Here is a 25,313-nt window from a genome sequence, read left to right as displayed (position 1 = left end):
TTAAAAAGTGTAACAAGGTTGTTACACTTTTTTTGTTTTTTGATTTGTTTAGCATGGTACATTGAGAGTAACTATTCATGAGAAGGATGAAGGGTATGAAAAAAATCATTATTATTTTCATCGGTATTCTCATTGTTTCTTTTATGTTTTATAAAAGTGAAACAGTTGTTGAAGATCCGAGGAAAGTAATTGGTGTATTAATGACAGGAGAAAACCGCCTCTTAAAGCTTGAAGGGCTAAGAGATGGTTTGAATAAATTTGGATACACAGAAAATCAACTTCAATTTCTTATAAAACAAGCAGAGGATGATGCGAGACAGTTGGATGTGTTAGCTTATGAACTCCTTGAGGAAGAAGTTGATATGATTGCATCATTTGGCGGAATTGAAACGCAAGTATTAAATGAAATATTGATTGAAAAAGAGAAAGAAGTTCCTGTCGTGTTTGTAGGGATGGCAGCTCCGCTAGAAGTTGGAATCATTGATGACTTCCGTCAGCCTAAGGGGAATTTCACAGGTGTGAATAATTATCATATGAGCATGTCTTCGAAACGGCTTGAATTATTTCACGAACTTCTCCCTGATTTAGAACGGGTCGTTGTGCTTTACAGTGAAGGGATAGATATTAGTCGCAGGTCATTACAGGTTACGAAGGAAGCAGCAGAGAAAATTGACATGCCAATCTTACCTACAAATATTGAGGAAATTGAAGATTTACAAAAACTGAAAGAGATACTGACAAGCAATGATGGAATATTAACGATGCCTAGTTTTCAAATTGAAGGGCTTACCGATCAAATTGTTGCAGTTTCTATGGAATATCAAATTCCTGCGATGGGGGTCTATAAAGATGATGTCCATGCTGGATATTTAGTAAGTTATGGAACATCCTTCTATGGTCAAGGCTATCAGGCAGCAAGACATATTAGTTTAATTTTACAAGGAAATCAACCACAAGATATCCCTGTAGAACTTCCTGACCAACTCGAGTTTTATTTAAATGAAGGTATGCTGCAAGAACTCAATATTACGATTAATAAAGACTTGATGAACTTTGTAGAAATTGTGGGTGAGGAAAGATGAAAAAGAGATTTCACTTACAGTCGATTCGTTTTAAAGTTCTCCTTTTTGGCATGATGATGTCTACGATCCCACTTCTATTAATTTCTACTTATTATTTATATGAAACAATGAAAGAAGTCGAATCTCGTTCTAGTAAACAACAGCAACTTATTGCAGAAGGCTTTGCAAATGACATATTTAATGAAATTGATGAAACGTATCAACGCTTAAAGATGGTAAGCAGTATCGAAAAGGTAGAAGAACAAAAGGGGATTTTTTATACATTATTAAAAGAGCAAGATTCCATTGATGATGTTGTTTTGCTTAATGGTGAAGGGCATCCACTTTTACGAGTTTCTCGTTACGAATTAAACCAATGGGACCCACAGGAACGCTGGCCGAATGATATGAACTTAATCACTGCGGCATATGAGAATGATTGGGTTTTTAGTGAAGTCGATTTTAATGAGTTTGGTCAACCATACCTTCAGTTAATTACCAGAAATGGTCACAGTCATGAAGAAGAACATTTTCTCGGTATTTCAATACAGCTACAAAAAGTAATTGGTGATCTTGCTTCATACCAGTTTGAGGAAGGAGCCTTACTTTTTTTATTAGATGAACAAGAAAGAATCATTGCTCATAAAGATTACTCTCAACTATGGCAACAAGACGATCGAAGTGCGGTAGAAAGAGAGGAGTATATACAAGTGAGAATCCCAATAGAAAAGGTTCATTGGGAGCTCGTAATAGAGCAGCCAAGGAGTGAAATGCTTGCCCCTGTATATGAAATGATTCGACGAGGGGTATTCACGGTCGTATTAGTCATCTTAGTCGTAAGTTTAATTAGTATATTTGCTGGGCTTAACTTTGTAAGGCCAATTGAAATGTTGCAAAGTGGGATGCGAAAGTTAAAATACGGTTATTTTCCTAAGGAAATGGAAGTAACGAGAAAAGATGAGTTTGGAGAATTGACGGTAGCATTTAATGAAATGAGTAAGGAAATTAAAGAGAAATCAGACCGCATTCTTCAAGAGAAAGAAAGACTTGATATCGTTGTAAACAGTATGGAAGCAGGTTTAGCTATCGTAAAAAGTGACTATACAGTTTCTTGGATGAACCCAACGCTTGAAAAGTGGATTGGTAAAGAGAGGCAGCTGCCTTGTTTTAAATTGTTTAATGATGAAACGTCGCCTTGTTATTCTTGTCCCTTAAATGAATCCCACCATTTAGAAAAATTAGATGACATGATCATGAAAAAAGATGATGGTGGAGAAACAAGGATTTTTCGCCATCGGTTATATCCATTAAAACATACAGCAGATGGTGAGCGTGAGGCACTTGTTGTAATGGAAGATATTACAGAAGAGAAGAAGATGGAAGAGAAACTAATTCAAACAGATAAGTTAAGTGCTTTAGGGTTAATGGCATCAAGTTTTGCGCATGAAGTGAATAATCCACTTGCATCCGTTCAAGTTTATGCGGAAGACCTTTCAGATCGAATCATTGAAGAAAAAGAAGACTTTATTCAAAGTGGAGAAATGGAAGAATACTTGCAAATTATGAGAAAGAACATTGACCGTTGTAAAGAAATCACGACTAACCTTTTGAACTTTTCGAGAAAGTCACAATGGTCTTCAGAAAAGATTGATGTCAAAAAAGTCGTTAAGGAAAGCTTAGCGTTAGTGAGACATACGTTAAAAAAACATCACGTATCTTTATCTATCAACGTCAACGAAACGTTACCTGAACTTGAAGGCGATTCTCTTAAACTAAGTCAAGTGTTTGTGAATCTCATTCAAAATGCCATCGATGCGATGGAAAGCGAAGAGGAGCGGAAGCTTCAAATTGGTGCTACTTTTAACAAGAATGAAAATCAAATTGAAGTTGTATTTAAAGATAGTGGTACCGGCATAGACGAAGCGGACTTATCGAAACTGTTTGACCCGTTTTATACGTCAAAGCCAGTCGGAAAAGGTACAGGACTAGGGCTTTCTGTATGTTATGGCATTATCGAACAATTTGGAGGAAGAATTGATGTCGATAGTGTGAAAGGTGAAGGTACGACATTTACAGTGATTCTCCCATATAAAAACGAAGAAGACGAGAAAGGAGAAGACAAATGAATGAAATAAGGGTATTAGTCGTAGATGATGAACAAGATTTAATGGAGCTACTCGTTCGTAGACTAAACAGAAAAGGGATTAAGGCAAAAGGAGTAGCATCAGCTGAGGAAGCTCTTGAACAATTAAAAGATGAAACATTTGATGTCGGGGTGTTTGATATCCGAATGGAGGGGATGGATGGTTTATCCTTACTTGAGCGAATCAAAAATGAGGGTCTATTACTAGAAGTGATCATGTTAACTGGGCACGGAACGATTGAAACAGCAATAGATGCAATGAAAAAAGGTGCTTATGATTATTTAACGAAACCGTATAATTTAGCTGAGGTGGAAGTTTCTATAAAAAAAGCGTATGAAAAAAAGCAACTTAAAGAAGAAAATGAAAATATCCGTCGGTTATTTCATGCAAAAGAGCAATCATTTCATATAATTGGAGATTCACCACTAATGCAACAGGCAAAAGAGTTAACTGCGAAGGTCGCTAACAGTGATGTTTCTATTCTCGTAGAAGGAGAAAGCGGGACAGGGAAGGAGCTCTTTGCAAAAGCCCTTCATTATTGGAGCAGCAGGCAAGATGAGCCATTTATTGCAATAAATTCAGGCGCTTTACCAGATCAGCTACTAGAAAGTGAATTATTCGGTCATGCAAAAGGGGCATTTACCGGAGCACAAAAAGAGAAAAAGGGTCTTGTTGAAGTTGCTCATAATGGTACACTTTTTCTTGATGAAATCGGTGAAATGCCATTAGATACACAAGTGAAGTTACTACGTTTTCTTGAAACTGGAGAATTTCGTAGAGTTGGAGAAGTGAAAGAACGAAAAGTCAATGTCCGCGTTGTTACGGCAACGAACCGAGATATGGAAGAAGAAGTTAAAAAAGCGAATTTTCGAGAAGATTTATTTTATCGTTTACAAGTGTTAAAGATTACGGTCCCTCCGTTAAGGGAAAGAACTGAAGACATTCCTTCACTTGTACAGTTTTTCTTAGAATCAAAAAAGACAGGTGGTCAAACATTTGAATTATCGGAAGATGCCTTAAAGCACCTACAGCAGTACCAATTTCCAGGCAATGTTCGAGAGTTGTTTCATATTTTGGAAAGAGGGTGTCTATTAAGTCAAGGGACTAAAATTAAGCTAGGAGACTTGCTATTGCCAGGACATGTAAAGAGTCAGGTAAGTGGAAATTATGCTTTCTCTAATGATAAGCTAACGAGAACGCTTGAGGAAGTTGAAAAAGAACATATCGATGCAGTCCTTACTTTTACAGACTGGAATAAATCAGAAGCAGCGAAAGTCTTAGGAATTAGTGTCCGAAATATTTATCGGAAAATCGAACAATATCAGATCTCTCCGAAATAAACGTATCTCACTCTTACGTCATGATGACATTTCGTCGTGTCAAATTGGCATAGACTTCGTTTATTTTAAATATGATAGAAACTCCTTTTGTGGAATTGAAGGGTTCGAAATAAAAATAAAAGACTAATTAACTTTGATATGGCGCGTACTTGGAACAATTTGATTGTTTCAAGTACGCTTTTTTTTGTTTTTGGCATGGAACTTGCATTTAAATAAAGTGAAAGAAAAAGGAGGGAGTATCGTGTTAACAAATATCGGAATTCCAGGACTCATTTTAATATTAATCATTGCACTCATCATTTTTGGACCGAAGAAGCTACCAGAAATGGGGAGAGCAGTAGGTGATACGTTAAAAGAGTTTAAAAAATCAACAAAAGAATTAACGAATGATAGAGATGAAGAGGATCATCGCTTGTAACAAGTATTTTTTTAGGAGGGGGATACGATGAAAAACATATATGACGAGCTTTTAGAAAAAGCAGAAGTAAATGGGGAAGAGGTTTTAAGAGAATCGAGATACGATACGACACTTGGATTGAATATGGCAGAAGATGCTAGGAAGTTATCACGTGGAGAGATCAATGAAGAGACATTTGTAAAGAAGTATCAAGAGTCGGTAAGTAAAGAGTTTAATCAGAAATTAGAAGTTGCTCAAGCTACTGAACCAACAACTGGTCAAAAGTGGGGAATGGTCATTGATTTAAAAAAGTGTGTTGGTTGTGAAACGTGTACCGTTTCTTGTAAAGCCGAGAACTTAACACCACCTGGTGTTAGTTACAATCAAGTCTTTATTAAAGAAGAAGGAACATTTCCAAATGTCTCGAGAACGAACATTCCAAGACCGTGTATGCATTGTGATAAGCCACCATGTGCTGCTGTCTGTCCGGTACGCGCAACGTATAAAGCAGAAGATGGAATTGTGGTTCAAGATACGGATCGATGCATCGGATGCAGGTACTGTATGGTCGCTTGTCCTTATGGAGCAAGAAGCTTCGATTTCGGTGAAGATTACGAAGAAATGCTTGGATATGGAAATGTCACTGCACCAGATCATGGGATCGACCGAGGTGAGAGAAAAAGTGGGAAAGCACCTGTTGGTACGGTAAGAAAATGTACATTTTGCTTTCACCGCTTGCAACGTGGGGAAGAACCAGCCTGTGTAGAAACTTGTATTGGGGATGCAAGATATTTCGGTGATTTAAATGATCCAGAAAGTGTCGTATCAAAGCTTGCAAACAGTTCACGCGCGTTCAGATTAAAAGAAGAGTATGGCACAGAACCACGCGTGTATTACTTAAGGTAATAAATAGAGGGGGGACTTTTGATGAGTCAGAAAATGGCTTTAAAGAATCAAGAAGGATTATCTACTGACCATTTAAATAAAAGATTCAAATTATGGATGACAACACTTATTGTTATGCTCATTGCCGGCGGAGGAGCAATTGCTTATAGAGCGATTGAAGGTTTGGCAGTAACGAACTTAAATACGTTCGTCCCATGGGGAGCTTGGGTTGCTTTTTACATTTTTTTCGTAGGACTAAGTGCAGGAGCGTTTCTATTATCAACATTAATTTTCGTTTTTGGAATGGAGCAATACGAACGCGTTGGTCGCCAGGCGCTATTTACCGCACTTATTTGTATGGTCGTTGCGTTAACGTTTATTCTTCTCGATTTAGGAAGAATGGAGCGAGCGTTTAATGCGATGGCTTATTGGAATGTCATAAGTGTTTTGTCGTGGGAAGTTCGTTTTTACTTAATTTATATGGTTCTTCTTGCGACAGAGCTTTGGTTTGCAATGCGAGTCGATTTAATTAATCTTGCGAAACACGGTAAAGGGATCAAAAAGAAAATTGCGAATTTGCTTCGATTAGGAAGTGAAGATACATCTGAAGTTTCGATGAAAAAGGATCATCATTGGATGAGAATATTAGGGATCATTGGAATTCCAATAGCCATTATTGGTGTACATGGTGGTACAGGGACATTGTTTGCGGCTGTTAAAGCTCAACCATATTGGAATACGCCGCTATTCCCAATTATCTTCGTCGTTTCAGCGCTTGTTTCTGGTACGGCATTATTAATTGCGATGTATGTCATCCAAAGGAAAGTAAAGAAGTTATCGGTCGATGTGAACATGATTAAGAGCCTTGCAGTGTTAATGATTTTCTTCCTAGTGATCGATTTAGTACTTGAGTTTTACGAATTTCTCGTAGCTGGTTTATCGATGAAACCAGATAAAAATGAAGTATTAGCAGTGATGTTTACAGGACCGATGTCGTGGTCGTTCTGGGGAGTGCAAATCTTTTTAGGGGCTGTTGTTCCGATCTATTTAGTCATGAGTAAACGAACGAACACTTCAGTTAAAGCATTAACAACCGCAGCTATTCTTGTTGTGATTGGAATTATAGGCGTTCGTTTTAACATCGTTGTTCCAACACAAATCGTACAATCGTTCAGTCAACTGCCACACGGGTATTACTTCCCAAATTGGGTTGAATGGTTAAGCTCGATTGGTGTCGTGTCTATGGGATTAATTCTTTATACATTAGGAGCAAGGTGGTTACCGTTAGAACTTAAAGAGGATGAGGTGAAAGATCATGGCTAAACCAGTTTTTGAGAAAAAAATGAATCGACGTTCTTTCGTGAAAGGGGCTGGAATATTAAGTGCGATTGCAGTAGCTTCTCCATTTTTTGGAAGTCCATTAAGACAAATAACAAGTGGAGATGTCTTTGCAGATGATGAGCACGGAATTGGTACGGATTATGAAGATTATACCGCAAATGATGTCATTTATACGACGTGTGAACAATGTAATACACATTGTACGATCAAGGCATATGTCAAGGAAGGAAGAATTGAAGGAGGATGTACCTCTCTTGTAAGAAAAATTGCCGGTAACCCTTATAGCCCGATTACGATGAAACCATTTGGTCAAATTGATTATACAAAACCAGCGGCAGCTGCTGCATTAGGTGGAGGCAGTGTTGCTGTAGCAGGAAGAGGTTTCCGTGGTGGGAGAACGTGCTTAAAAGGACAAGCAGGAATTCAAACAGCTTATGACGCATTTCGAGTTAGAAAACCTATGAAACGAGTTGGTCCAAGAGGTAGCGGGAAATGGCAAACGATTTCTTGGGAGCAAGCATACAAGGAAATTATTGAAGGAAGTAATGATCTAAATACACCTGGCCTAAAGCAATTATGGGCTTATGCAGAAGAAGAAAAAGTGATGGGAGATTGGGAAAAAGTAAAAAATGATGATATGACGCAGGGTGAATTTGATCAAAAGTATAAAGATGTGTTAATTGATACGAAGCATCCTGATTTCGGTCCAAAATCAAATCAAATTGCGTGCCTTGGTGGAGACCGAAGACATTTTACGAGAACAAGAATTTGGCAGCAGGGGTTTGGAAGCATTAACTTTGATGACCACGGTGGAATTTGTGGTGTAAGTAGTGTGATTGGTAATAATCGCTCTTTTGAAGGGAATAAACGCCGTACGTACGCTGACTTAGATGAGGCAGAGTTTCTCCTCGTTTTCGGAACGAATCCACTTGTTGCGAACAAAGGACCTACCTGGATGGCCCCTCAAATTACAAATGCCATTGATCGTGGAATGAAAATGGCAGTTGTTGATTCGCGCTTGAGTAAATCAGCTGAAAAAGCAGACATGTGGGTACCCGTGATTCCTGGTACAGACGGGGCGCTTGCATTAGCAATTGGAAGATGGATTGTTGAACATAAACGTTATGACCAAACGTATTTAACAAACCCTAACGAAAATGCAGCTAAAGCAGATGGTGAACCAACTTGGAGTGATGCAACTTACCTTATAAATGTTAGTGATGAAACGAAGCCGAAAGTAAGAGCGAAAGATTTAGGGATAGGTAAAGAAGAGTATGTCGTCATTTCTGGTGGCAATCCAGTATTAGCAACAGATGTAAATGAAGGCACACTTGAAGTTGATACAACAATAAATGGCATGCATGTAAAATCTGCTTTTACCCTTTATAAAGAAGAAGTGATGAAAAAATCGCTCAAAGAGTATGCGAAGATTACAGGTATTACAGTTCAAATGATCGAACAGTTAGGAAAAGAGTTTACGTCTCATGGGAAGAAGGCTGTCGCTTTCGGGTACCGCGGAAATGCGATGCATACGAATGGCTATTATAGCGTTCGAGCGATGAACGTATTGAACCATTTAGTCGGAAATTACGATTGGAAAGGCGGAAGTATTTCCTCTGGTGCGAACTATTCACCATTTAATGGGGTCTACGATTTGGACACTGTTCCAGATGGATATAGGCCCTGGGGGACTCCGATTACACGTAAACAATCAAATTACGAACAAAGTTCGTTATTTGAAAAAGATGGTGGTTATCCAGCGCTTCGTCCATGGTTCCCAGTCACAGGAAATTCATCACATGAGTTACTTCCAAGTGCAGCAACAGGTTACCCATATGACTTAAAAGCATTGTTTATTTATCGCATTAACCCAATTTTATCGTTTCCAGCAGGACATAAATATCGTGATATTTTAAAAGATCAAGAGAAAATTCCTCTCGTTGTGACGTTAGATGTAACGGTGAGTGAAGGAGCTGAGTTGTCAGATTATGTGTTACCAGATCTCACATATTTAGAGCGTTTCGGTCAAGAAACAATTTATCCGAATCAGCTTCTTAAGCTAAGTAGTATTATGCAGCCGACGACTAGAGTCATTCCTGATGCAAAACCAGTTGAAGATGTTTTCATTGATATTATTAAGAAGATGGGACTTCCTGGAGCTGGGGATAATGCTTTCACAGGTGGAAGTGCTTTAAACAAGTATGAAGAATATTATTTAAAAATGGTTGCAAACATTGCTTATAATGAAGAACCTGTCCCAAATGCCGACCACGAAGAACAAAAGATTTTTGAAACGGTGCGTAAAAAAGCATTAGGGAAGTTTTTTGATCTTAATGATTGGAAGCAAGCAGTCAAACCTGAAGAATGGGCGAAGGTCGTCTATGTTTTAAATCGTGGAGGACGTTTTGAAGCTGAAGGCTCGGAATATGAAGGAGAGCATGTAAAATACAAATATGGTGGCCAAGCGAACTTCTACGATGAAGTGACTGCACGTAATAAACATTCATTTACAGGAGAATTTTATTCTGGTGTTCCAATCTATGAACAAATAAAAGAATATGATGAAACTAAGTACGATCGTAATTTACCGCTCGTCATGACAAATTGGAAAGCGAAGCATATCGGTACACATCGAAATATATCTAGTGCTTGGCTACGAGAAGTTCGTTCGGAAAATCCTGTTTGGATGAATGGTAAAGATGCGAGAGCAAGAGGTCTAAAAAATGGAGATAAAGTAAAAGTAGTTGGTAGTGATTATGAAGCAGAAGGCGAAGTACTTGTTACAGAAGGGATTCGTCCTGGTGTAGTCGGTAGTAGCTATAATTTCGGTCATACCGCTTATGGTTCTCAACCGATTAAAATTGATGGAAACTGGACGGGATCAGCGAAAAATTATGGTCACACTTCATATGAGTTTACCAAACCAAAACAAGAATCCGGTTTATACGCGAAAAATCGTGACGCAGGATTTTCGGCTAATAGTTTATTAAGTATCGATCAGACGTTAGAGAATAATGGTTTATTTGACCCGATTGGAGGATCTGCTGCACAGCTCTATACGAAAGTCGAGGTGAGAAAGTTATGAACCATGAAGTGACTGACCGAACATTTTCGATCGAGGAAGAGAGTTATATGTTCTTACTCTTTGCTCACTTCTTTTATGGTAACTTTGATCACGTCAAAGAGCTGTTAAATAGGGACCTTCCAAGCATTATTCTAGAAGAAATCGGACCTATTATCACTAAGTCGAAAAATACGAGTGATGAAGAATTTAAGGTGCAATACGAGAATCTATTTTATATACCAGGCCCGCATTATGTCCCACCATATGTAGCGTCACACTTACATGATAAGCACGATGATCAATCAGAAACAGCATTTTTAGAAACGTTAGCGAAACGTTATGAGAAAGAAGGGTTCCTTCCGTTTGCAGAAGAAAAGTTTTTACGTATCGATCACCTTGGGACATTGTTTATGTTTCAACATTTTCTTCTCATGAAGCAGATGGAAACTGAAGACAATATACATTCAAAAAATAGTACGAATATCTTCCAAGAATACGTCGTTCCATCTTATGGGACTTTTGAGAAGAAGGTATCCGAACAATTAGAATTCGGTATATGTTTAGACTTTGTTCAACAAATTCATAAAATGATGGATATAGAAAATCAATGATGAAATTAGGCAAAATAGAAATGGCTACTGGTAATGTCCCAGTAGCCATTTTTGTAGCAAATAAATCAATGAAAGAGTCAATTGTTACACTATAAGAATGTATTTAGCTAAGAAGCAATTTCGGCGTAGTGAAAATTTAAATGTGTATAGTAAGCCTGACCGGCTAAAGACCCGACGTCCTGTCGGAACGCCGGTGCTAGCACATCCTGTGCGTCGTAACTACTCCTCTGTCTACGCCTTAAAGGGTCGCCAATCGGCGATTTTTATTTATGATTTTTTTGAGGTAGGTAATGTTATATCTACAGTCGTACCTTTATCAACTTCACTATCAATCGTAATTTTCCCTTGATGTGCCTCAATAATTTTGAAACTTACAGTCATCCCTAAGCCAGTCCCTTTTTCTTTCATCGAAAAGAACGGCTCACCAATCTTTGTCAACCGATCTTTTGGGATGCCGCATCCTTTGTCTTTTACTTGTACTTTTATATGATCCTTATTAAGCTTCATTAAGCTCAATTCAATTGTATTCCCATATGAAGAAGCTTCTATTGCGTTTTTCAATATATTAATAAAGACTTGTCTAAGTTGAGATTGTTCACAATGTGTAAGCGGAATGTCCTCTTCTGAAGTAAATGTGATATCCACTCCTTTTAACGTTGCTTCTGACGATAGGATGGAAATGACATTTGATACGATTTTGTTCAGATCACATTGGGCATAATTCAGTGGTTGTGGCTTCGCAATCGTTAATAGTTCATTAACGATGGAATCGATACGATCGAGTTCTCCTAACATAATTTCATAGTGCTCTTTATGTTGTCCGTTGCGGTCTGTCTGCTGAAATAATTGTGTAAATCCTTTTAAAGAAGTTAAAGGGTTTCTAATTTCATGAGCGACCCCAGCCGCTAGTTCTCCTACAACAGCTAGTTTTTCTTTCTTTAATAACATCTCTTCAGATTGCTTCATTTCCGTTACATCTGTACCGATGATAAATAGTCCTTTTTTACGTTTACATGAATATAAGAGAGGAACTTTGACGATTTCAAAGGTCTTCGTTGTTCCGTCTTCTTGTTCTATTTTCTCAACCATTCTTATCGCTTCATTTGTAGAAAGAGCTTGTCGGTCCGTTTTGTCACTAATAGATAATTTTTCCTTATAGGTAGGAGAAAGCTCAGCGACTTCTTTATTCGTTTTACCAGCATATTCATGATGCCTGATACCAAATAGTTGTTGTCCATAGTGGTTTAATTCTACCCATCTTCCACTTTCGTCTTTAAAAAGAATCAATTCAGACATCGAGTTTATTAAGGTTGAAAGCTTCTCTTTTTCATCGTTCACTTTTTGGATTTTCGCGTTTTTATTCACAATGACTCCAAAGAGGGTGCCAGTTACTATAATAAAAAATATGCCTTTATATGTTTGTACAGCATTTATTAATCCAACATCTAATGGAATGTTTATTAATAATGTGTCAGTAACAATGATCCATAAAATACCTAGAGCAATGTACATTAACGGTAGTTTATACAATGAAAGCCCCTTTTTTAATTGCATAATTATAGAGAACCTCCAATCTATATTAAAATAACTTTTAGATTATAACATAGAAACTGGACATAAAATGGTGTTTTTTCAAAGTGGAATGAGATACCATTTCATGTGGTATATAGGGATAGAGCGACTCTTTAATCAAAAAAGTCAATTCATTGATTATCTCGTTCTTTTGCTGATAAACTAAGAGTAATTGTTTTTGTTTCTATGAAAGGAGAAAGAGATGAAAAGATTATTATTTACGATGTTCATGGTAATTTCTATCTCTCTTGTTGTTAGTGGGTGTGGAGCTGAAGAAGAGAGTGAATTTTCAAACTATCAACCAAATGACTATTCATTTGCTCTAGTCGATACGAACAATAATGAAGTAGAGGTAATGACTGAAAATGAAAAAGCAATCTACTTGTACTTTACTGGTGTCGACTGAATGCTTTGTATTTCTCAGCTAGTTGAGCTGAACAATTATATTGAAGAGGTTGAATCGCTTGGTTACACAGTATACGGAATTAGTCCGAGTGATCCAATGAGTCACAGTGCAGTTATGGATGGGGAAGGATTGGATTTTGACCTGCTGACAGATGTCGATGTTCAATTTGGCTCCCAATTAGGGTTTATTGACTTTGATGATGAAGTAATTTACCGAGGCTACACAGCAGTTAATCCTGAAACGAATCAAATGGTAACAGAAATTGATTATCTCGTCGGTGAAAATGCTTTAGACGTACTAAAAGTGTTAGAAGATTTATAAACAAAGTATTGAAGAAGGAGAGTCTTGATGAGTGACCTATACGACAAAGACCGTAAATTCGAAACCGCAACATTTGGCATGGGCTGATTTTGGGGGCCTGATGCCCAGTTCGGTCATCTAAATGGAGTTATTCGAACGCGTGTCGGTTATGCGGGTGGAACGATAGAGAGTCCTACTTATCGTAAGATGGGAGATCATACTGAAACCATTCAAGTTGACTTTGACCGTAGTCTCATTTCTTATGAGGAGCTTTTAGACCATTTTTGGGACAATCATTATGCGGTAGGCGAAAGGTATGGAGGAAGACAATATATGTCACTACTCCTTTATCATACTGAACCTCAAAAGGAAGCTGCTATAAAAAAAAGAAATGAAATAAAAAAGCAACGAGGCACAGAGATCATAACGGAAATTTCGCCATTCATGAAGTTTTATATAGCAGAAGATTATCATCAAAAATATTACTTGAAAAGATATCCATCGGCAGTTGAACGATTATCACTTCTTTATCCTGATCACGAAGACTTTGTAAATGGAACACTCGTTGCTAGGCTAAATGGACTTGTAAAAGGATTTGGTACTTTAAGAAGTATTAAAGACGAAATTGAGTCGGAACTCACGTCACATAATAAAAAGCAACATATGCTTGACGTTGTTGAATCGATAAAATGGTAAATGCAAAGGGGGTGTACCGAGTTATTATTCATACTTAATCGGACAGCCCCTTACGTTTATCAATACATAAAGGTGGAAAAAATGAAATGAATGGTCAAAAACGTACAACAATGATACAAAAACGTTATGATCGGATTGCTCCTATTTTTAATATGATGGATAAAATGGTAAAAGAAGAATGGAGAAAAAGTATTTTTTCTAATTTGAGCGGGAAAGACGTTTTAGAGGTCGGAGTAGGCACAGGTGCAAACTTACCTTATTACCCTAAAAGTGCGAATGTAACAGCGATTGATTTTAGCCCAAAGATGTTGACATTTGCAAAAAGGATGGCCAAAAATCATCATGTGAATGTAGAATTGATTGAAATGGATGCACAAAACATGACATTTCCTGATCAAACGTTTGACGCTGTGGTAACTACTTGTGTATTTTGTTCTGTTCCAGACCCTATAGCTGGTTTAACAGAAATCAGGAGGGTTCTAAAAGATGATGGAGAGCTTTACATGTTAGAGCATATGAGAAGTGATCATCCGGTGTTGGGAAAGATAATGGATTTGATAAATCCGTTAGTGGTTGGAATCGTTGGGGCAAACATTAATCGTAAAACAATGGAAAACTTACAAATGACAAACTTTGAAATTGTAAATGATAAAAAAGTAATGGGATCGGTGATGAGGGAATTACAAATAAAAAAGGCCTAAGACCATATCTTTTGGTCTCAGGCTTTTTTTCACTTTAAGAATTTTTAACTTTGCTAAAGGATTAAAGTAACTGCTCCTGCGGTTACTCGTCGCAACTCGTAGTTTAATCAATGGAGTTTTGCTTGTGGCAACTAAGGCTTTCTCCATTAGGACTTGGCGATAAGCCAAGTTTTGTTTACTAAGCGGCATCTTTATCTTCTCTGTAAAAGAGCATGATCGGCATTTTGAAAACGTATTTTGTAACGATAAATACGCCAATGGCCATCCCGATAATGACAATGAAACTTGCAACAGATAGACCGCCAACGCCGGCTACAACATTTGCCACATTACAGCCAGGAGCAATTCGAGAAGCAACCCCCATTAAGAGACCTCCACCAATCGCAGTTGGCAGGCGACGTGCCTTTGGTAAACGAATTTTAAAGCTTTTACTTAATAGAGAGGAAATAAATGCACCGACAATAATAAAGATGACAAGTGTTTCTTCCGGTCCAATTCCTACAGCTGGGTAAGAAGCAAACATATTATTTAAATACAAATTATTATATATAGCTTGCTCTCCAAAAATGGTGGATAAAATCACGCCACCGATACGTGTTTCAGGGCCTGTTACACTGATCGAAGAGAGAACAATAAATTGGATTGTAGCTGTTATCCCCATTAAGAAGGCAACGAATCGTACATCCCAATGTTGTTGTTTAAGTGGGTTTTTCTCCCAATCAGTTACTGCACCTTTTACCCCATTTAAAAACTCTTTTAAGCCAAACTGTTTTACGGAAATGAAAATCATAAATCCTACGATAAGAAGAGGCAGGACCATAAATGGAAGGCCTAACGCATATAAAGTAACTCCCCCATCAGTAAATGTTAACGGTTCGATGAAAGATTCTCTTCCCCATGGATCATAAATAAATGCGAAAAGAAGATTACCGACGATCATTGAAGCAATAACGATCCAAAAATGAACATAACCCATTCCACTTCGGTAGAGGGCACCAGAAGCACAACTACCTGCAATAGTCATCCCGATACCAAATAATATACCACCGATTAAGTTTGTTGCACCAACAGGAACAGCCCAAACTTGGTCTAAGGATGCAAGCCCAAATGTAAGAGCAAGCCCCCAACCAATTAAAGCAGTAGCCATTAATACGAGAACTCCTTTACCAATTCGAGAATCCTTTACACTGACAAAATCTCGAACAGATGCAACAAAACAAAAATCTGCCTTTTGAAGAAGAAACCCATAAATAAGGCCAAATATTGCAGCTATAATAAATGCATCTATAGTAAACATTGCGATACTCCTTTATATTAGAATGAAAATGAAGACGACCTTAATGAGTAGCATCGCCTTCAACGGAAAAAATCAAATTAAAGTTTTTTTAGGAAGATCGTATACGTTCCAGATTCCTTTAATGTACCTAAGTGTTCTGCTTGTTTGTTCATTTTTACAGCAGCAGGGATTGTTTTCGTTGCAATTGAATGATCAGTAACTTCAACGACGACCTCGCCTGTTTTTGCTTTCTTTAGTTCTGCAAGAGCCATATTCAATGTATGTGGGCAAACTTCACCGATTGCATCAACTTTATGGTCGATTGTTAAATCTTTTAATTCTTGATCTGTTAAACTCATTCTATAACACTCCTTTATTTATATAACTCCTCAATATCTTTGACGATCCATTCTTCGCCTTCGTTTTTAGCAGTATCCCACCCAAGCATGCCATCTGCATAGTTATGGACGTTTTCAATACCATTGTCTTTGAAAAACTTTGCTACTTCATGACTGCGACGTCCACTACGGCAGACGAGAACATACTCTTTTTCTTTGTTGAAGTCATCAATGACATCAACAATTTCACTCATTGGAATGAGAGGGATACCAGGTATATGCCCATTCACGTATTCTTCATGTTCACGAACATCGATTAAAATAGGTTCAGACGCTTGTTTTTCATGAATCTTTCTTACTTCATCATAATTTAGCTGTGAAATATTTTCTTTCATAAATGACATTGTTTACCACCTTAATCAATTTGACTTTCAGGGTCGTTACCCCATTCTGCCCATGAACCTTCATATGGAATAATATTTTCAAAACCTAGTAGTCTTAAAGAGAAATAGGTATGTGCACCACGGACATTAGTTTGGCAATAAGGAACGATTGTTTTGTCACGGTCTACACCTGCAGTTGAAAACAGTTCTTCTAACTCTTCAGCTGATTTAAAAGTAGGAATACCTTCAGCATTTAACGCTTCAGACCATTCGATGTGAGTTGCTCCAGGGATGTGACCGCCTCTTTCAGCTCGAACATCAGACCCGTCATATTCACCGTCAGAACGAGTATCAATGATTACGCATGTGTCATCACCAATAAATTCTTCTACTTTTGTTTGAGATGCTTGTAAGTCAGGATTTAAAGTTGCTGTAAAGTTACCTTCTTCAACAGCTGGTGCTTCGGTTGATAGTTCCAGTTCATCAGATAACCAAGCAGTAAAACCACCATTTAAGATACGTACGTCTTCATGTCCATACAATTCAAGTCCGTAAAAAAGACGTGAAGCCCAAAGACTATTTCCTCCATCATAAATGACAATCGTGGAATCATCATTAATGCCTTTAGATTGCATAACATCTTGGAATACTTCTTCTTCGACAAGGACACCAAATACAGGGTTATCTTGATCTGTTATTTCGCCGCGATCAAGGTGTACAGCACCTGGGATGTGACCTCCTTCATATTCTTCTTCATCACGAATATCAATAACGATCGTGTCTTCTATATTCTCTTCTAACCAATTAGTATCAACAAGAAGATGCTCGTTCTCATAGCCGGAGTCCTCTTCTGAAGTAGTAGTAGTTTCATTTGAGCAAGCAACTATGAAAATACTAAAAAGCAAGGTGAAGCTTAATGTTTTAAATAATTTCATACGTGTTAGTCCTTTCTTCTGTTAGTTTTAAACGGGATAATAACAATTCCATATTGCAAGAATACCATAATTCCGATAAGGTTAAAAGGGATTATTAATTAAATCATATGAGGTTACTCGGGATTTGTGATTATGTATAATGATTCCTATAAAAAATATTTTAAAATTTATAAGAAGAAAGGATAGATTATTTTGTTGAAATCAATATTTACTTTTGGTCTTATGACGATGATTTTGTTAATGACTGCTTGTGCTCTTGAAAGTGGAGAAAATGGAGGGGGCGATCAAACAGACGTTTCAGATGCTGGCGATTTAACGAGTGTACAGTTTTATGTACCAAGTGAGGAAGATAACCTTATTTCAGTCATTGATGTTGTTTCAGGCGAGCATGTAGCTGATATCGATACGGGAATGGCACCAACAATCGTTACCTTTGCAAGTACAATGCGACAAGCGTTTGTGGCAAATCAAGATAGTAGCACAGTAGAAATCGTGAATACACAAAGTTTAGAAGTAGAAAGTGAAATTGAAGTTGGGCCACGTCCTCATGGGCTTGCGTTAAGTTCAAACAATCAAACATTATATGTCGCAACAGTCGGAGATCAATATATAGATGTCGTTAATGTAGGAGAACAGGAAGTTGTCGATCAGTATGATTTAGGTACTGGTGCAAAAACGAATTATGTTTATTTGGAAGACGGAACGTTATTTGTCACTGATCATGAAAATCATGCCGTGTATGCTTTGGATGCAGAAAGTGGAGAGGTTTTAGATACGTTTGAAACTGGTGGTACACCAAGAGTTGTTAGAGCATACGAGAACAAACTTTATGTTGCAACAAGTGAAGGTGGTACACTTGAAGAAATTAATTTAGAAAGTGGAGCAGTCAATGTGATTGATGTAGGTCATGGTGCAACAGATGTCGTCATTACTGAAGGTGGAAATCAGGCAGTTGTTACATCAGTAGAAGAGAGTTTTGTAGCTCTTGTTGACCTTGAGGCTGGTGAAGTGGTTGAACGTATAGAAAATCAAGAAGGTGCTAAACATTTATCTTTTAACCGTGAGCAGTCTCGTGTTTATGTTACTCTAAGTGGTTCAAATGAAGTATCTGTCATCGATATGGAAGCCTTTGAAGAAGAGTATCGAATTGAAATCGGTGGGAACATGCCACACGGAATTGAATTAAAAGCATTGCCAGGAATTGGCGGAAGCTGTTAAACCAATGAAAAAAGAGCGATAAAGGTTATTTCGAAAAAGTTGCAGTATATTAGCTGCAACTTTTTCAATGGAAATATTTATGGAGAAGTTTTGTCACATAACCTTTGAAAAAGTATGCGATAAGTTTCTTTACAACTTTTCCTTCTAATGCTACCTTTACTTAATGAAGATATAAAAAATAAAAATGTTGAAAAAGGTGATAAAGTAGTGAGGAGATTAGGGTTACTATCAATCATATTAACAGTCTTCATCATCGTAACAGGTTGTGGAGATGCGGATGAATCTTCAGCATTAGAAGCTAATGATGATATATTTGAAGTAGCAGTTATACCAGCACAATCAATTGGTGAGATGCAAACTGGCCTTGACCGTCTTGAAGAAGAGTTAGCAAACAAATTAGGTCGTGAAGTTTCAGTTGAGCATTATCCTAGTTATAATGCCGTTGTTGAAGCGATCAATTATAGTCATATTGATTTAGCTTACTTAGGGCCATTAACGTACTTAATCGCTCATGAAAATAGTGGGGCACAAGCGATTTTGACACAATTAATTGACGGTGAACCTTATTATTATTCATATATGATTTCTCATATTGATCAACCGTGGGAAACGTTAGATGAAGCATTGGATAATCCAGGACCTGGTGAGATAGACTTCGCATTTGGGAGCATATCTTCGACGTCTGGTTCACTTATTCCAGGTACAGAACTAGTTGAACGTGGCGTGTTTGAAGATGAGAACAATCATGAGTTTGCTTCTGTTAGATATACAGGCTCACACGACATTACGGCACAATTAGTCGAAAACCAAACAGTTGAAATCGGAGCAATTGACAGTGCGATTTATGATGCACTAGTCGCCGACGGTGCTGTCGATGTTGACCTTATTCAAGTCATTTGGCAATCTGAAAAACTATATCAATACCCATGGGTTGTTCCACATGATATGGACGAAGAATTAATTAAGAAAGTGCAACAGGCGTTTATTTCGATCGAAGATGAAGCAATTTTAAACATTTTCGGCGGGGCTGATGCATTTATTGAGATTGATGATGAGCAATATGAAGATGTATTAGAAGCAGCGAGAGAATTTAACATGCTTGACCCTGAAACACTTGATTAAGCATAATAAAGAGAAGTAAGAGGAATGAGAGCGTCTTCTCATTCCTTTTTATACTAGTAGAATTTATGAGATTATAGTAAATAACTTCTCCTGCGGTTACTCGACACAGGTGAAGGGAACTAAGAATCTCGTTAACGATAAGCGAAGGTTTTTACAGTTTAAAGGCTCGGTAAATACCGAGTCTATTTATTGGTTAGAAAGGGCGTTCGAATGATGGTTTGGTTTCGGAAAAAGCACCTCATATACATTGTTATATTACTAATCATTACATGGTACAGCATGGAAGTCACACATTTTCAGTGGTGGATTTTTCCCCATATGTCGAATGTTCTTTCCTTTATAGAAACACGATTTTTCCCTCCTGATCTGTCTATTTTACCGCTTCTGTTGAGAGAAACAATTGTGACATTAGGCATTGCTTTTTTAGGAACGATATTAGCATTAATTGTTGCTATTCCACTAAGTTTTGCAGCAGCATCCAATACGAGTAGACATTCGTTCATTTATTACATGAGTCGATTTTCCCTTTCAGGGCTAAGGTCTGTTCCTGAAATTGTCTTCGGCTTGATTTTCGTTGTTGCAATCGGATTAGGCCCGTTTGCAGCAGTCCTTGCGATATTACTTCATAATATCGGCGTACTCGGAAAACTCATTTCTGAATTGATCGAAGCAGCAGACCGAGGACCTCAAGAAGCGATGAAATCAGTTGGTGCTACATCGAGGGTTGGGAATATCTTCGCTGTAATTCCACAAATATGGCCAAATATATTATCCCATTATTTTTACCGTTTTGAAGTTGCGATTCGGACGTCGCTAGTCCTTGGCTTTGTTGGTGGTGGTGGTTTAGGTCAACAAATTTTCAACCAATATCAAAGTTTCTATTACGATGGAATGGCAATGTCGATCATCGTTATTATGGTGTTAGTCATTATCGTTGATATGTTTGGTTCATTTGTGAGAAAAAGGGTGATATAAATGATTAAATTGGAGAATGTTACGGTTCGTTACCCGAAAGCTATTGAAGACGCACTAAAGAATATCAATGTGACGTTTGAAAAGCGAGAGTTTGTATGTGTATTAGGACGTAGTGGTGCAGGGAAATCTACGTTTATTCGAACAATTAACGGATTACAGCCGCTTACAAATGGATCTGTCTTTATTGAAGGAACGGACTTACACGAACAAAAAGAACAAGTTCAAAGGGTGTTGCGAACACAAATGGGGATGATTTTTCAACACTTTCAATTAATTCCTAGAATGACAGTAAGACATAATGTACTAACAGGTACTTTCGGAAGAAAGAAAGCATATGAAAGTTTGCTCGGTTTGTTTTCAACTGATGAAAAAAATAAAGCAGCTCGATATGTTCAAGAAGTAGGCTTATCGTCATATATTGATCAAAAAATCGAATTGTTAAGTGGCGGACAAAAGCAACGTGTCGGCATCGCACGTGCACTAATGCAAGAGCCATCGATTTTTTTAGCAGATGAGCCAGTGGCAAGCCTAGATCCAAATACAGCTAAAGAAATTTTTGAATTACTTCAAACGATTCATAACGAAAAGCAACTCATCACAATTATTAATGTCCATGATGTATCGCTTGCGAAACAGTTTGCAACACGTATTATAGGTTTAAAAAACGGTGAACTGATTTTTGATGGACGACCATCACAATTTAATGAAGAGAGTTATCGATTGATATATGATTGATTCTATGAGAGGAAAAAAAGTCAGTTTCAAGAAGTAGAAATGGAAGTTTTTTAAGAAAATATATATCACTTGAATGTAAGTCGATTTGCCAATGTGGCAGGTTGGCTTTTTATGTTTATGAAAAAGTGTGTGTAGTGTTTAGGGGGCTGAAATGAAATAGAAGTTATTTCTAGTTGTGGGTAGTTGTCTGACCTTTGATATAATGCGTAATAATTGAGATTACGTAAAGATTGAGTCCTACAAAAATGAGTCTGACTCACGTGACCCGGACTCAAAATTGTAGGACTCAATTCGTGCATAAACAAAAGAAAAAGTGAATATGAAAGAACCTAAAATTAATAATTATACACACATCCCACTAACAAAAAAGAAGGTCCCACACCGCAGGAACCTTCACCATAACTTATCTTAAGCAAACATATCTCTAATTTTTGGACTCATCATTTCTGGGGTCCACGCCGGTTCCCAAACGAGTTCGACTTCACAGTGATTAACATCTGGATGGTGTTGAACGGCCGACTTGACCCCATTAATCATCGTTTCGTGCAAAGGGCAGCCAGGGGTAGTTAATGTCATGGTTACTTTCACATCAGCATCAGTTATATCAACATGATAGATTAGCCCGAGATTTACGACATCAACACCTAATTCAGGGTCAATCACCGATTCGAGTTGCATCATAATTTCTTCTTTTAGCACACTTTTTTCTTTTTCACTCATCTGAACGTCCTCCTTAATAAGTAAATGTTTTAGCAATCGTCACTAAGTAATATAAAATCGAGCCTGCAAATAAAATTGCAGTCAATTGGATAAATAAGGTCGCCCCAACGACAAGACTTACAATAAATAATAGTAACGCAATGAATTGTAGCCAAAGCTTTTGTAAAACGATTGTTTCATCGATCATATCTGCAAGTGAGGGTGTCTCAACTTCTCCTACACTTTTTCCGTAGCGGAAGGTCCACCATAGAAATGGAATGATTTTCGATAAATAAGCGAGAATGGACATACTCACAAAGCCAAATAAGAAAAAGAAGATTGCAGGTGTCAACACGTTCAGGTTAACAATGAGCGATGAATTGATGACTGATACAATAAAGAACACAACTGATACAGCCATGAATACATAGACGAGGAGTACAAAAAAGCGAATTCCTTTTCCTGGATTTTTCTTAAACTTCTTTTGTTGAACTTCTTTTATTTGCAAAATAAAAAAGATGATACCAACCGTTAAAAAGAATAGGCTCACTGGGAGAAATGCAGTAGCTTTACTGAAAAAAGCTGTAAAAGCCCCTGCAATAATGGCGATATGAAGACTTAAGAGACACCATTTTTGCCATTTCTCCGAAAACCCATGTGATAAATAAAACATGGGGAGCATCTTAAAACTGTACCCAACGATTAAAAAGAGGAAAAAACCGATTAGTCCAAACCATAAATGTGAAACGAGTAGTGACTGGTGAAAACCGATGATTCCAAAACGGAAATTTACAACCATGATGAGCCCACTGACTACAGTTAATCCTAAATATATAAGGGAACTTTTCGTTGCAAAGATCACTTGATTGTTTAGTTCTGAACGAATGATTGTCATAAAAACATTGATTATAAAGATGAGTACGCCGACTATTGTCATTGCACCAAAAACCATCATTCCTTCAAGGTTGAAAGCAGGAATTGAAATTAATAGCCCAGTAACGCCGATGAAATGTAGGAAAAAATGCGTGAATCCTGCTTTTTTACTGTGAATATTTTTTTGCGTAATCACGCTAATTAATTGATAAATTGCTCCCATGACTAATGTGGTCATCCATCCTAAAATAAACAAATGAGAAAGGGCAATACCATGTGGTCCTCTCACCATTTCTGGTGAAAAGGAAGATGGATATAGGATAAACATGACCGAAAAGATAATTAGAAAAAAGAAGCTAGAAATAATAAACGAAAATGGCAAAATAAATTGGTTATCGCTTTTTGATAATGATTGCTGCAAGCCGCTCTGCATACAAGCTCACCTCTATTCTCTCGTTAAATGCACTTTAGCTGAACCATCAGGCTGTTCCTCGATCGAATAGCGAATCCCCATATCTTTTAGTTCTTCGATTAAATAGACTGGAACCCTATCGTTATGGATCGTTAATGTTTCATTAGGTTCGAGCATTTCTAATCGTTTTATTGTTCGAACCATTGGTTGTGGTGGTTCAAGCCCTCGGTTATCAAGAAAAGTGGCGGTTAATTCCTCTTGATTTAGAGGAGAGTTATTTGTTGGCGCAACTTCACGTTTCTTTTTCTTAAAAAACGAAGAAAACAAGCCATTCTTTCTTTTTTGGAAAGTTGTTTGGTAATGTTTTTCTCCGAGCTTTTCGACTTCATTGTCAAATCCTTTTGCTTTCATGACCCCTAATAATGGAGTAGGCTTTATTGTCGAGTGAAGGACGAAAATCTCATCATCATTTAAATTTTTCACCGTGCTCATGATTTTTTTGAACGGATCTTGGTTATTTTCTAAATCTTTGCGAACATCGAGAGTTACCTTTTGACTCATAACAGCCTCCTGTATATTTGACTTAATTTCACTATAAAATACTTCGAAAAAATATGGGGTGATTCATATCACAAAATCACCACGTGCAGCCGAGTAACCGATTCACATGTAACTTTTTGCGTCCGTTTGCGTCAAAAGAAAAAAGAGGGAAGTAGGGGATTAAATATGAGTTCGTTTAAAAAAATGATCACAATTTTGGGTATCACTTTATTGCTTTCGAGTATGGTGAGTGTCAATCTTGTTTTTGCAAATGATGAAGAATTAGATTCGTTTACTGAAAAACTGCAAGATTGGGAAGAAGAAGGAATTGATTCAAATCATACAGAGGTTATTGAAGCATTGCGAAACTATATTTTTGAACAAATAGATGATGATGTGTTTGCTAGTTTGCATATTGATCGAGAGCAACGTGACTTAGGGGTCATTGTTCTCTCTTTTACAGAAGAGATCAATGATGAACATAAAGAACAATTAAAGTCGTTAGCAGAGGATCCAGCAGAACTTGTATTTCGAATCGTCGATTATACAGAAGATGAATTGATCGAAAAGCAGCGTGAAATTGATTTGAATGCTTTTGAAGCGGATGGGATCGAAATTCATTATACGAGTGTTGATGTGGTTGGAAATACTGTTGAAGTTGGGATTTCACCATTCAATGAAACGAATAGGCAAATGATTTATGATCATCATGGATCAGATATGGTAAATGTTGTTGCAGGTGAAAAGGTTATGCCGTTCAACGAAGGAGAAAGTATTGTAGTAGAGGATCAATTGGTAGAAAAGGATGTGCAAAACCAGAATTTCTTCCAAAGTCTTTTTCAATCTATTAGATCTTGGTTTTCAAATATCTTTTAAAAATTCATGAGAAATAATAGAGGTTTCGTTAAAAGGGCTGTCCAAGGTAACATGTTTAACATTAAGTTTTACATGTTGCCTTTTTATTTTGGTTTTTATTAAATAAAGCACTCGAATCCGTTTACAGGCGGATGCTTTCACCTCTAGGCACAAGCGCGACATCCGTTCAAGCTGCACTTCGTTTGCTTTCGCGGTGTCTTCTTTGCACCTCTAGGCACAAGCGCGACATCCGTTCAAGCTGCACTTCGTTTGCTTTCGCGGTGTCTTCTTTGCACCTCTAGGCACAAGCGCGACATCCGTTCAAGCTGCACTTCGTTTGCTTTCGCGGTGTCTTCTTTGCACCTCTAGGCACAAGCGCGACATCCGTTCAAGCTGCACTTCGTTTGCTTTCGCGGTGTCTTCTTTGCACCTCT

The 25,313-nt window shown here is 37.5% G+C and carries 25 protein-coding genes; 17 read left to right on the top strand and 8 right to left on the bottom strand.

What is annotated here, in order from left to right:
• Window positions 1–95: 95 nt before the first annotated feature.
• The 8 genes from LGQ02_RS16725 to LGQ02_RS16690 all read left to right on the top strand — a co-directional run bounded on the left by LGQ02_RS16725 (window position 96) and on the right by LGQ02_RS16690 (window position 10,843).
• Window positions 96–1,082: an ABC transporter substrate-binding protein gene (locus tag LGQ02_RS16725; protein WP_226515474.1), complete on the top strand. Its 987-nt coding sequence runs from the start codon at window positions 96–98 to the stop codon at window positions 1,080–1,082.
• Window positions 1,079–3,187: an ATP-binding protein gene (locus LGQ02_RS16720; protein ID WP_226515473.1), complete on the top strand. Its 2,109-nt coding sequence runs from the start codon at window positions 1,079–1,081 to the stop codon at window positions 3,185–3,187. The genes LGQ02_RS16725 and LGQ02_RS16720 overlap by 4 nt, the downstream gene beginning before the upstream one ends.
• Window positions 3,184–4,545, top strand: a complete 1,362-nt coding sequence (locus tag LGQ02_RS16715; RefSeq protein WP_226515472.1) for a sigma-54-dependent transcriptional regulator — start codon at window positions 3,184–3,186, stop codon at window positions 4,543–4,545. The genes LGQ02_RS16720 and LGQ02_RS16715 overlap by 4 nt, the downstream gene beginning before the upstream one ends.
• A 241-nt stretch (window positions 4,546–4,786) precedes the next feature.
• The gene (tatA, locus tag LGQ02_RS16710) at window positions 4,787–4,963 is read left to right on the top strand and encodes a twin-arginine translocase TatA/TatE family subunit (protein WP_226515471.1); all 177 of its coding nucleotides are present in this window, start codon (window positions 4,787–4,789) and stop codon (window positions 4,961–4,963) included.
• Window positions 4,964–4,990: 27 nt separating this feature from the next.
• On the top strand, window positions 4,991–5,848 hold the full coding sequence (dsrO, locus tag LGQ02_RS16705; protein ID WP_226515470.1) for a sulfate reduction electron transfer complex DsrMKJOP subunit DsrO: 858 nt from the start codon (window positions 4,991–4,993) through the stop codon (window positions 5,846–5,848).
• A gap of 21 nt (window positions 5,849–5,869) precedes the next feature.
• Entirely contained in the window at window positions 5,870–7,150 is a 1,281-nt protein-coding gene (gene nrfD, locus LGQ02_RS16700) for an NrfD/PsrC family molybdoenzyme membrane anchor subunit (protein ID WP_226515469.1), read from the top strand.
• On the top strand, window positions 7,143–10,253 hold the full coding sequence (locus tag LGQ02_RS16695; protein ID WP_226515468.1) for a molybdopterin-dependent oxidoreductase: 3,111 nt from the start codon (window positions 7,143–7,145) through the stop codon (window positions 10,251–10,253). Before nrfD ends, LGQ02_RS16695 begins: the two co-directional genes overlap by 8 nt.
• Window positions 10,250–10,843: a molecular chaperone TorD family protein gene (locus LGQ02_RS16690; RefSeq protein ID WP_226515467.1), complete on the top strand. Its 594-nt coding sequence runs from the start codon at window positions 10,250–10,252 to the stop codon at window positions 10,841–10,843. The genes LGQ02_RS16695 and LGQ02_RS16690 overlap by 4 nt, the downstream gene beginning before the upstream one ends.
• A gap of 267 nt (window positions 10,844–11,110) precedes the next feature.
• On the opposite strand, the gene LGQ02_RS16685 is transcribed toward LGQ02_RS16690, so the two are convergent.
• The gene (locus LGQ02_RS16685) at window positions 11,111–12,397 is read right to left on the bottom strand and encodes an ATP-binding protein (RefSeq protein ID WP_226515466.1); all 1,287 of its coding nucleotides are present in this window, start codon (window positions 12,395–12,397) and stop codon (window positions 11,111–11,113) included.
• Between the two features lie 220 nt (window positions 12,398–12,617).
• Between LGQ02_RS16685 and LGQ02_RS16680 the strand changes: the two genes are divergently transcribed.
• The 4 genes from LGQ02_RS16680 (at window position 12,618) to LGQ02_RS16665 (ending at window position 14,518) form a co-directional block, all read left to right on the top strand.
• Entirely contained in the window at window positions 12,618–12,821 is a 204-nt protein-coding gene (locus LGQ02_RS16680; RefSeq protein WP_226515465.1) for a hypothetical protein, read from the top strand.
• Entirely contained in the window at window positions 12,822–13,142 is a 321-nt protein-coding gene (locus tag LGQ02_RS16675; protein WP_226515464.1) for a redoxin domain-containing protein, read from the top strand.
• Window positions 13,143–13,271: 129 nt separating this feature from the next.
• The gene (locus tag LGQ02_RS16670; RefSeq protein WP_226518353.1) at window positions 13,272–13,817 is read left to right on the top strand and encodes a peptide-methionine (S)-S-oxide reductase; all 546 of its coding nucleotides are present in this window, start codon (window positions 13,272–13,274) and stop codon (window positions 13,815–13,817) included.
• An 86-nt stretch (window positions 13,818–13,903) separates the two neighbouring features.
• On the top strand, window positions 13,904–14,518 hold the full coding sequence (locus LGQ02_RS16665) for a class I SAM-dependent methyltransferase (protein WP_226515463.1): 615 nt from the start codon (window positions 13,904–13,906) through the stop codon (window positions 14,516–14,518).
• 178 nt (window positions 14,519–14,696) lie between these two features.
• Here LGQ02_RS16665 and LGQ02_RS16660 read toward each other — a convergent pair whose 3' ends face one another.
• From LGQ02_RS16660 to LGQ02_RS16645, 4 genes are all read right to left on the bottom strand, one after another.
• Window positions 14,697–15,815: a YeeE/YedE family protein gene (locus LGQ02_RS16660; RefSeq protein ID WP_226515462.1), complete on the bottom strand. Its 1,119-nt coding sequence runs from the start codon at window positions 15,813–15,815 to the stop codon at window positions 14,697–14,699.
• 77 nt (window positions 15,816–15,892) lie between these two features.
• A complete protein-coding gene (locus LGQ02_RS16655; RefSeq protein ID WP_226515461.1) occupies window positions 15,893–16,153 on the bottom strand; it encodes a sulfurtransferase TusA family protein in 261 nt (86 codons plus the stop codon).
• A 14-nt stretch (window positions 16,154–16,167) separates the two neighbouring features.
• Window positions 16,168–16,536 (bottom strand): rhodanese-like domain-containing protein, encoded by a 369-nt coding sequence (locus LGQ02_RS16650; RefSeq protein WP_226515460.1) that lies wholly within the window; start codon window positions 16,534–16,536, stop codon window positions 16,168–16,170.
• An 11-nt stretch (window positions 16,537–16,547) separates the two neighbouring features.
• Window positions 16,548–17,450, bottom strand: a complete 903-nt coding sequence (locus tag LGQ02_RS16645) for a sulfurtransferase (protein ID WP_226515459.1) — start codon at window positions 17,448–17,450, stop codon at window positions 16,548–16,550.
• Window positions 17,451–17,642: 192 nt separating this feature from the next.
• Here LGQ02_RS16645 and LGQ02_RS16640 point away from each other — a divergent pair, with 192 nt between their 5' ends.
• The 4 genes from LGQ02_RS16640 (at window position 17,643) to phnC (ending at window position 21,500) form a co-directional block, all read left to right on the top strand.
• Window positions 17,643–18,668: a YVTN family beta-propeller repeat protein gene (locus LGQ02_RS16640; RefSeq protein WP_226515458.1), complete on the top strand. Its 1,026-nt coding sequence runs from the start codon at window positions 17,643–17,645 to the stop codon at window positions 18,666–18,668.
• A gap of 207 nt (window positions 18,669–18,875) precedes the next feature.
• Window positions 18,876–19,790 carry a phosphate/phosphite/phosphonate ABC transporter substrate-binding protein gene (gene phnD / locus LGQ02_RS16635; protein ID WP_226515457.1) on the top strand — a complete coding sequence of 305 codons (915 nt, stop codon included), beginning with the start codon at window positions 18,876–18,878 and terminating at the stop codon, window positions 19,788–19,790.
• Between the two features lie 210 nt (window positions 19,791–20,000).
• On the top strand, window positions 20,001–20,765 hold the full coding sequence (phnE, locus tag LGQ02_RS16630; protein ID WP_319003483.1) for a phosphonate ABC transporter, permease protein PhnE: 765 nt from the start codon (window positions 20,001–20,003) through the stop codon (window positions 20,763–20,765).
• Window positions 20,766–21,500: a phosphonate ABC transporter ATP-binding protein gene (phnC, locus tag LGQ02_RS16625; RefSeq protein WP_226515456.1), complete on the top strand. Its 735-nt coding sequence runs from the start codon at window positions 20,766–20,768 to the stop codon at window positions 21,498–21,500.
• A gap of 408 nt (window positions 21,501–21,908) precedes the next feature.
• Here phnC and LGQ02_RS16620 read toward each other — a convergent pair whose 3' ends face one another.
• The 3 genes from LGQ02_RS16620 to LGQ02_RS16610 are packed head-to-tail and all read right to left on the bottom strand — an operon-like array spanning window position 21,909 to window position 24,045.
• The gene (locus LGQ02_RS16620) at window positions 21,909–22,220 is read right to left on the bottom strand and encodes a metal-sulfur cluster assembly factor (RefSeq protein WP_226515455.1); all 312 of its coding nucleotides are present in this window, start codon (window positions 22,218–22,220) and stop codon (window positions 21,909–21,911) included.
• A 13-nt stretch (window positions 22,221–22,233) separates the two neighbouring features.
• Entirely contained in the window at window positions 22,234–23,505 is a 1,272-nt protein-coding gene (locus LGQ02_RS16615; RefSeq protein WP_226515454.1) for a hypothetical protein, read from the bottom strand.
• Between the two features lie 12 nt (window positions 23,506–23,517).
• On the bottom strand, window positions 23,518–24,045 hold the full coding sequence (locus LGQ02_RS16610; protein ID WP_226515453.1) for a DUF2249 domain-containing protein: 528 nt from the start codon (window positions 24,043–24,045) through the stop codon (window positions 23,518–23,520).
• Window positions 24,046–24,210: 165 nt separating this feature from the next.
• On the opposite strand from LGQ02_RS16610, the gene LGQ02_RS16605 reads away from it, so the two are divergent.
• Window positions 24,211–24,900: a hypothetical protein gene (locus LGQ02_RS16605; RefSeq protein WP_226515452.1), complete on the top strand. Its 690-nt coding sequence runs from the start codon at window positions 24,211–24,213 to the stop codon at window positions 24,898–24,900.
• The last annotated feature ends 413 nt before the right edge of the window (window positions 24,901–25,313 follow it).

Source organism: Bacillus shivajii, assembly GCF_020519665.1.
In the GTDB taxonomy this organism is placed as follows: domain Bacteria; phylum Bacillota; class Bacilli; order Bacillales; family Salisediminibacteriaceae; genus Bacillus_CA; species Bacillus_CA shivajii.
This window is presented reverse-complemented; position numbering and strand designations above follow the sequence as displayed.

What these genes read in the sequence shown, in the direction of transcription:
- LGQ02_RS16725 (WP_226515474.1), top strand. Translation starts at nt 96, where the DNA reads ATGAAAAAAATCATTATTATTTTCATCGGTATTCTCATTGTTTCTTTT.
- LGQ02_RS16720 (WP_226515473.1), top strand. Translation starts at nt 1,079, where the DNA reads ATGAAAAAGAGATTTCACTTACAGTCGATTCGTTTTAAAGTTCTCCTT.
- LGQ02_RS16715 (WP_226515472.1), top strand. Translation starts at nt 3,184, where the DNA reads ATGAATGAAATAAGGGTATTAGTCGTAGATGATGAACAAGATTTAATG.
- dsrO (WP_226515470.1), top strand. Translation starts at nt 4,991, where the DNA reads ATGAAAAACATATATGACGAGCTTTTAGAAAAAGCAGAAGTAAATGGG.
- nrfD (WP_226515469.1), top strand. Translation starts at nt 5,870, where the DNA reads ATGAGTCAGAAAATGGCTTTAAAGAATCAAGAAGGATTATCTACTGAC.
- LGQ02_RS16695 (WP_226515468.1), top strand. Translation starts at nt 7,143, where the DNA reads ATGGCTAAACCAGTTTTTGAGAAAAAAATGAATCGACGTTCTTTCGTG.
- LGQ02_RS16690 (WP_226515467.1), top strand. Translation starts at nt 10,250, where the DNA reads ATGAACCATGAAGTGACTGACCGAACATTTTCGATCGAGGAAGAGAGT.
- LGQ02_RS16685 (WP_226515466.1), bottom strand. Translation starts at nt 12,397, where the DNA reads ATGCAATTAAAAAAGGGGCTTTCATTGTATAAACTACCGTTAATGTAC.
- LGQ02_RS16680 (WP_226515465.1), top strand. Translation starts at nt 12,618, where the DNA reads ATGAAAAGATTATTATTTACGATGTTCATGGTAATTTCTATCTCTCTT.
- LGQ02_RS16675 (WP_226515464.1), top strand. Translation starts at nt 12,822, where the DNA reads ATGCTTTGTATTTCTCAGCTAGTTGAGCTGAACAATTATATTGAAGAG.
- LGQ02_RS16665 (WP_226515463.1), top strand. Translation starts at nt 13,904, where the DNA reads ATGAATGGTCAAAAACGTACAACAATGATACAAAAACGTTATGATCGG.
- LGQ02_RS16660 (WP_226515462.1), bottom strand. Translation starts at nt 15,815, where the DNA reads ATGTTTACTATAGATGCATTTATTATAGCTGCAATATTTGGCCTTATT.
- LGQ02_RS16655 (WP_226515461.1), bottom strand. Translation starts at nt 16,153, where the DNA reads ATGAGTTTAACAGATCAAGAATTAAAAGATTTAACAATCGACCATAAA.
- LGQ02_RS16650 (WP_226515460.1), bottom strand. Translation starts at nt 16,536, where the DNA reads ATGTCATTTATGAAAGAAAATATTTCACAGCTAAATTATGATGAAGTA.
- LGQ02_RS16645 (WP_226515459.1), bottom strand. Translation starts at nt 17,450, where the DNA reads ATGAAATTATTTAAAACATTAAGCTTCACCTTGCTTTTTAGTATTTTC.
- phnE (WP_319003483.1), top strand. Translation starts at nt 20,001, where the DNA reads ATGATGGTTTGGTTTCGGAAAAAGCACCTCATATACATTGTTATATTA.
- phnC (WP_226515456.1), top strand. Translation starts at nt 20,766, where the DNA reads ATGATTAAATTGGAGAATGTTACGGTTCGTTACCCGAAAGCTATTGAA.
- LGQ02_RS16620 (WP_226515455.1), bottom strand. Translation starts at nt 22,220, where the DNA reads ATGAGTGAAAAAGAAAAAAGTGTGCTAAAAGAAGAAATTATGATGCAA.
- LGQ02_RS16615 (WP_226515454.1), bottom strand. Translation starts at nt 23,505, where the DNA reads ATGCAGAGCGGCTTGCAGCAATCATTATCAAAAAGCGATAACCAATTT.
- LGQ02_RS16610 (WP_226515453.1), bottom strand. Translation starts at nt 24,045, where the DNA reads ATGAGTCAAAAGGTAACTCTCGATGTTCGCAAAGATTTAGAAAATAAC.
- LGQ02_RS16605 (WP_226515452.1), top strand. Translation starts at nt 24,211, where the DNA reads ATGAGTTCGTTTAAAAAAATGATCACAATTTTGGGTATCACTTTATTG.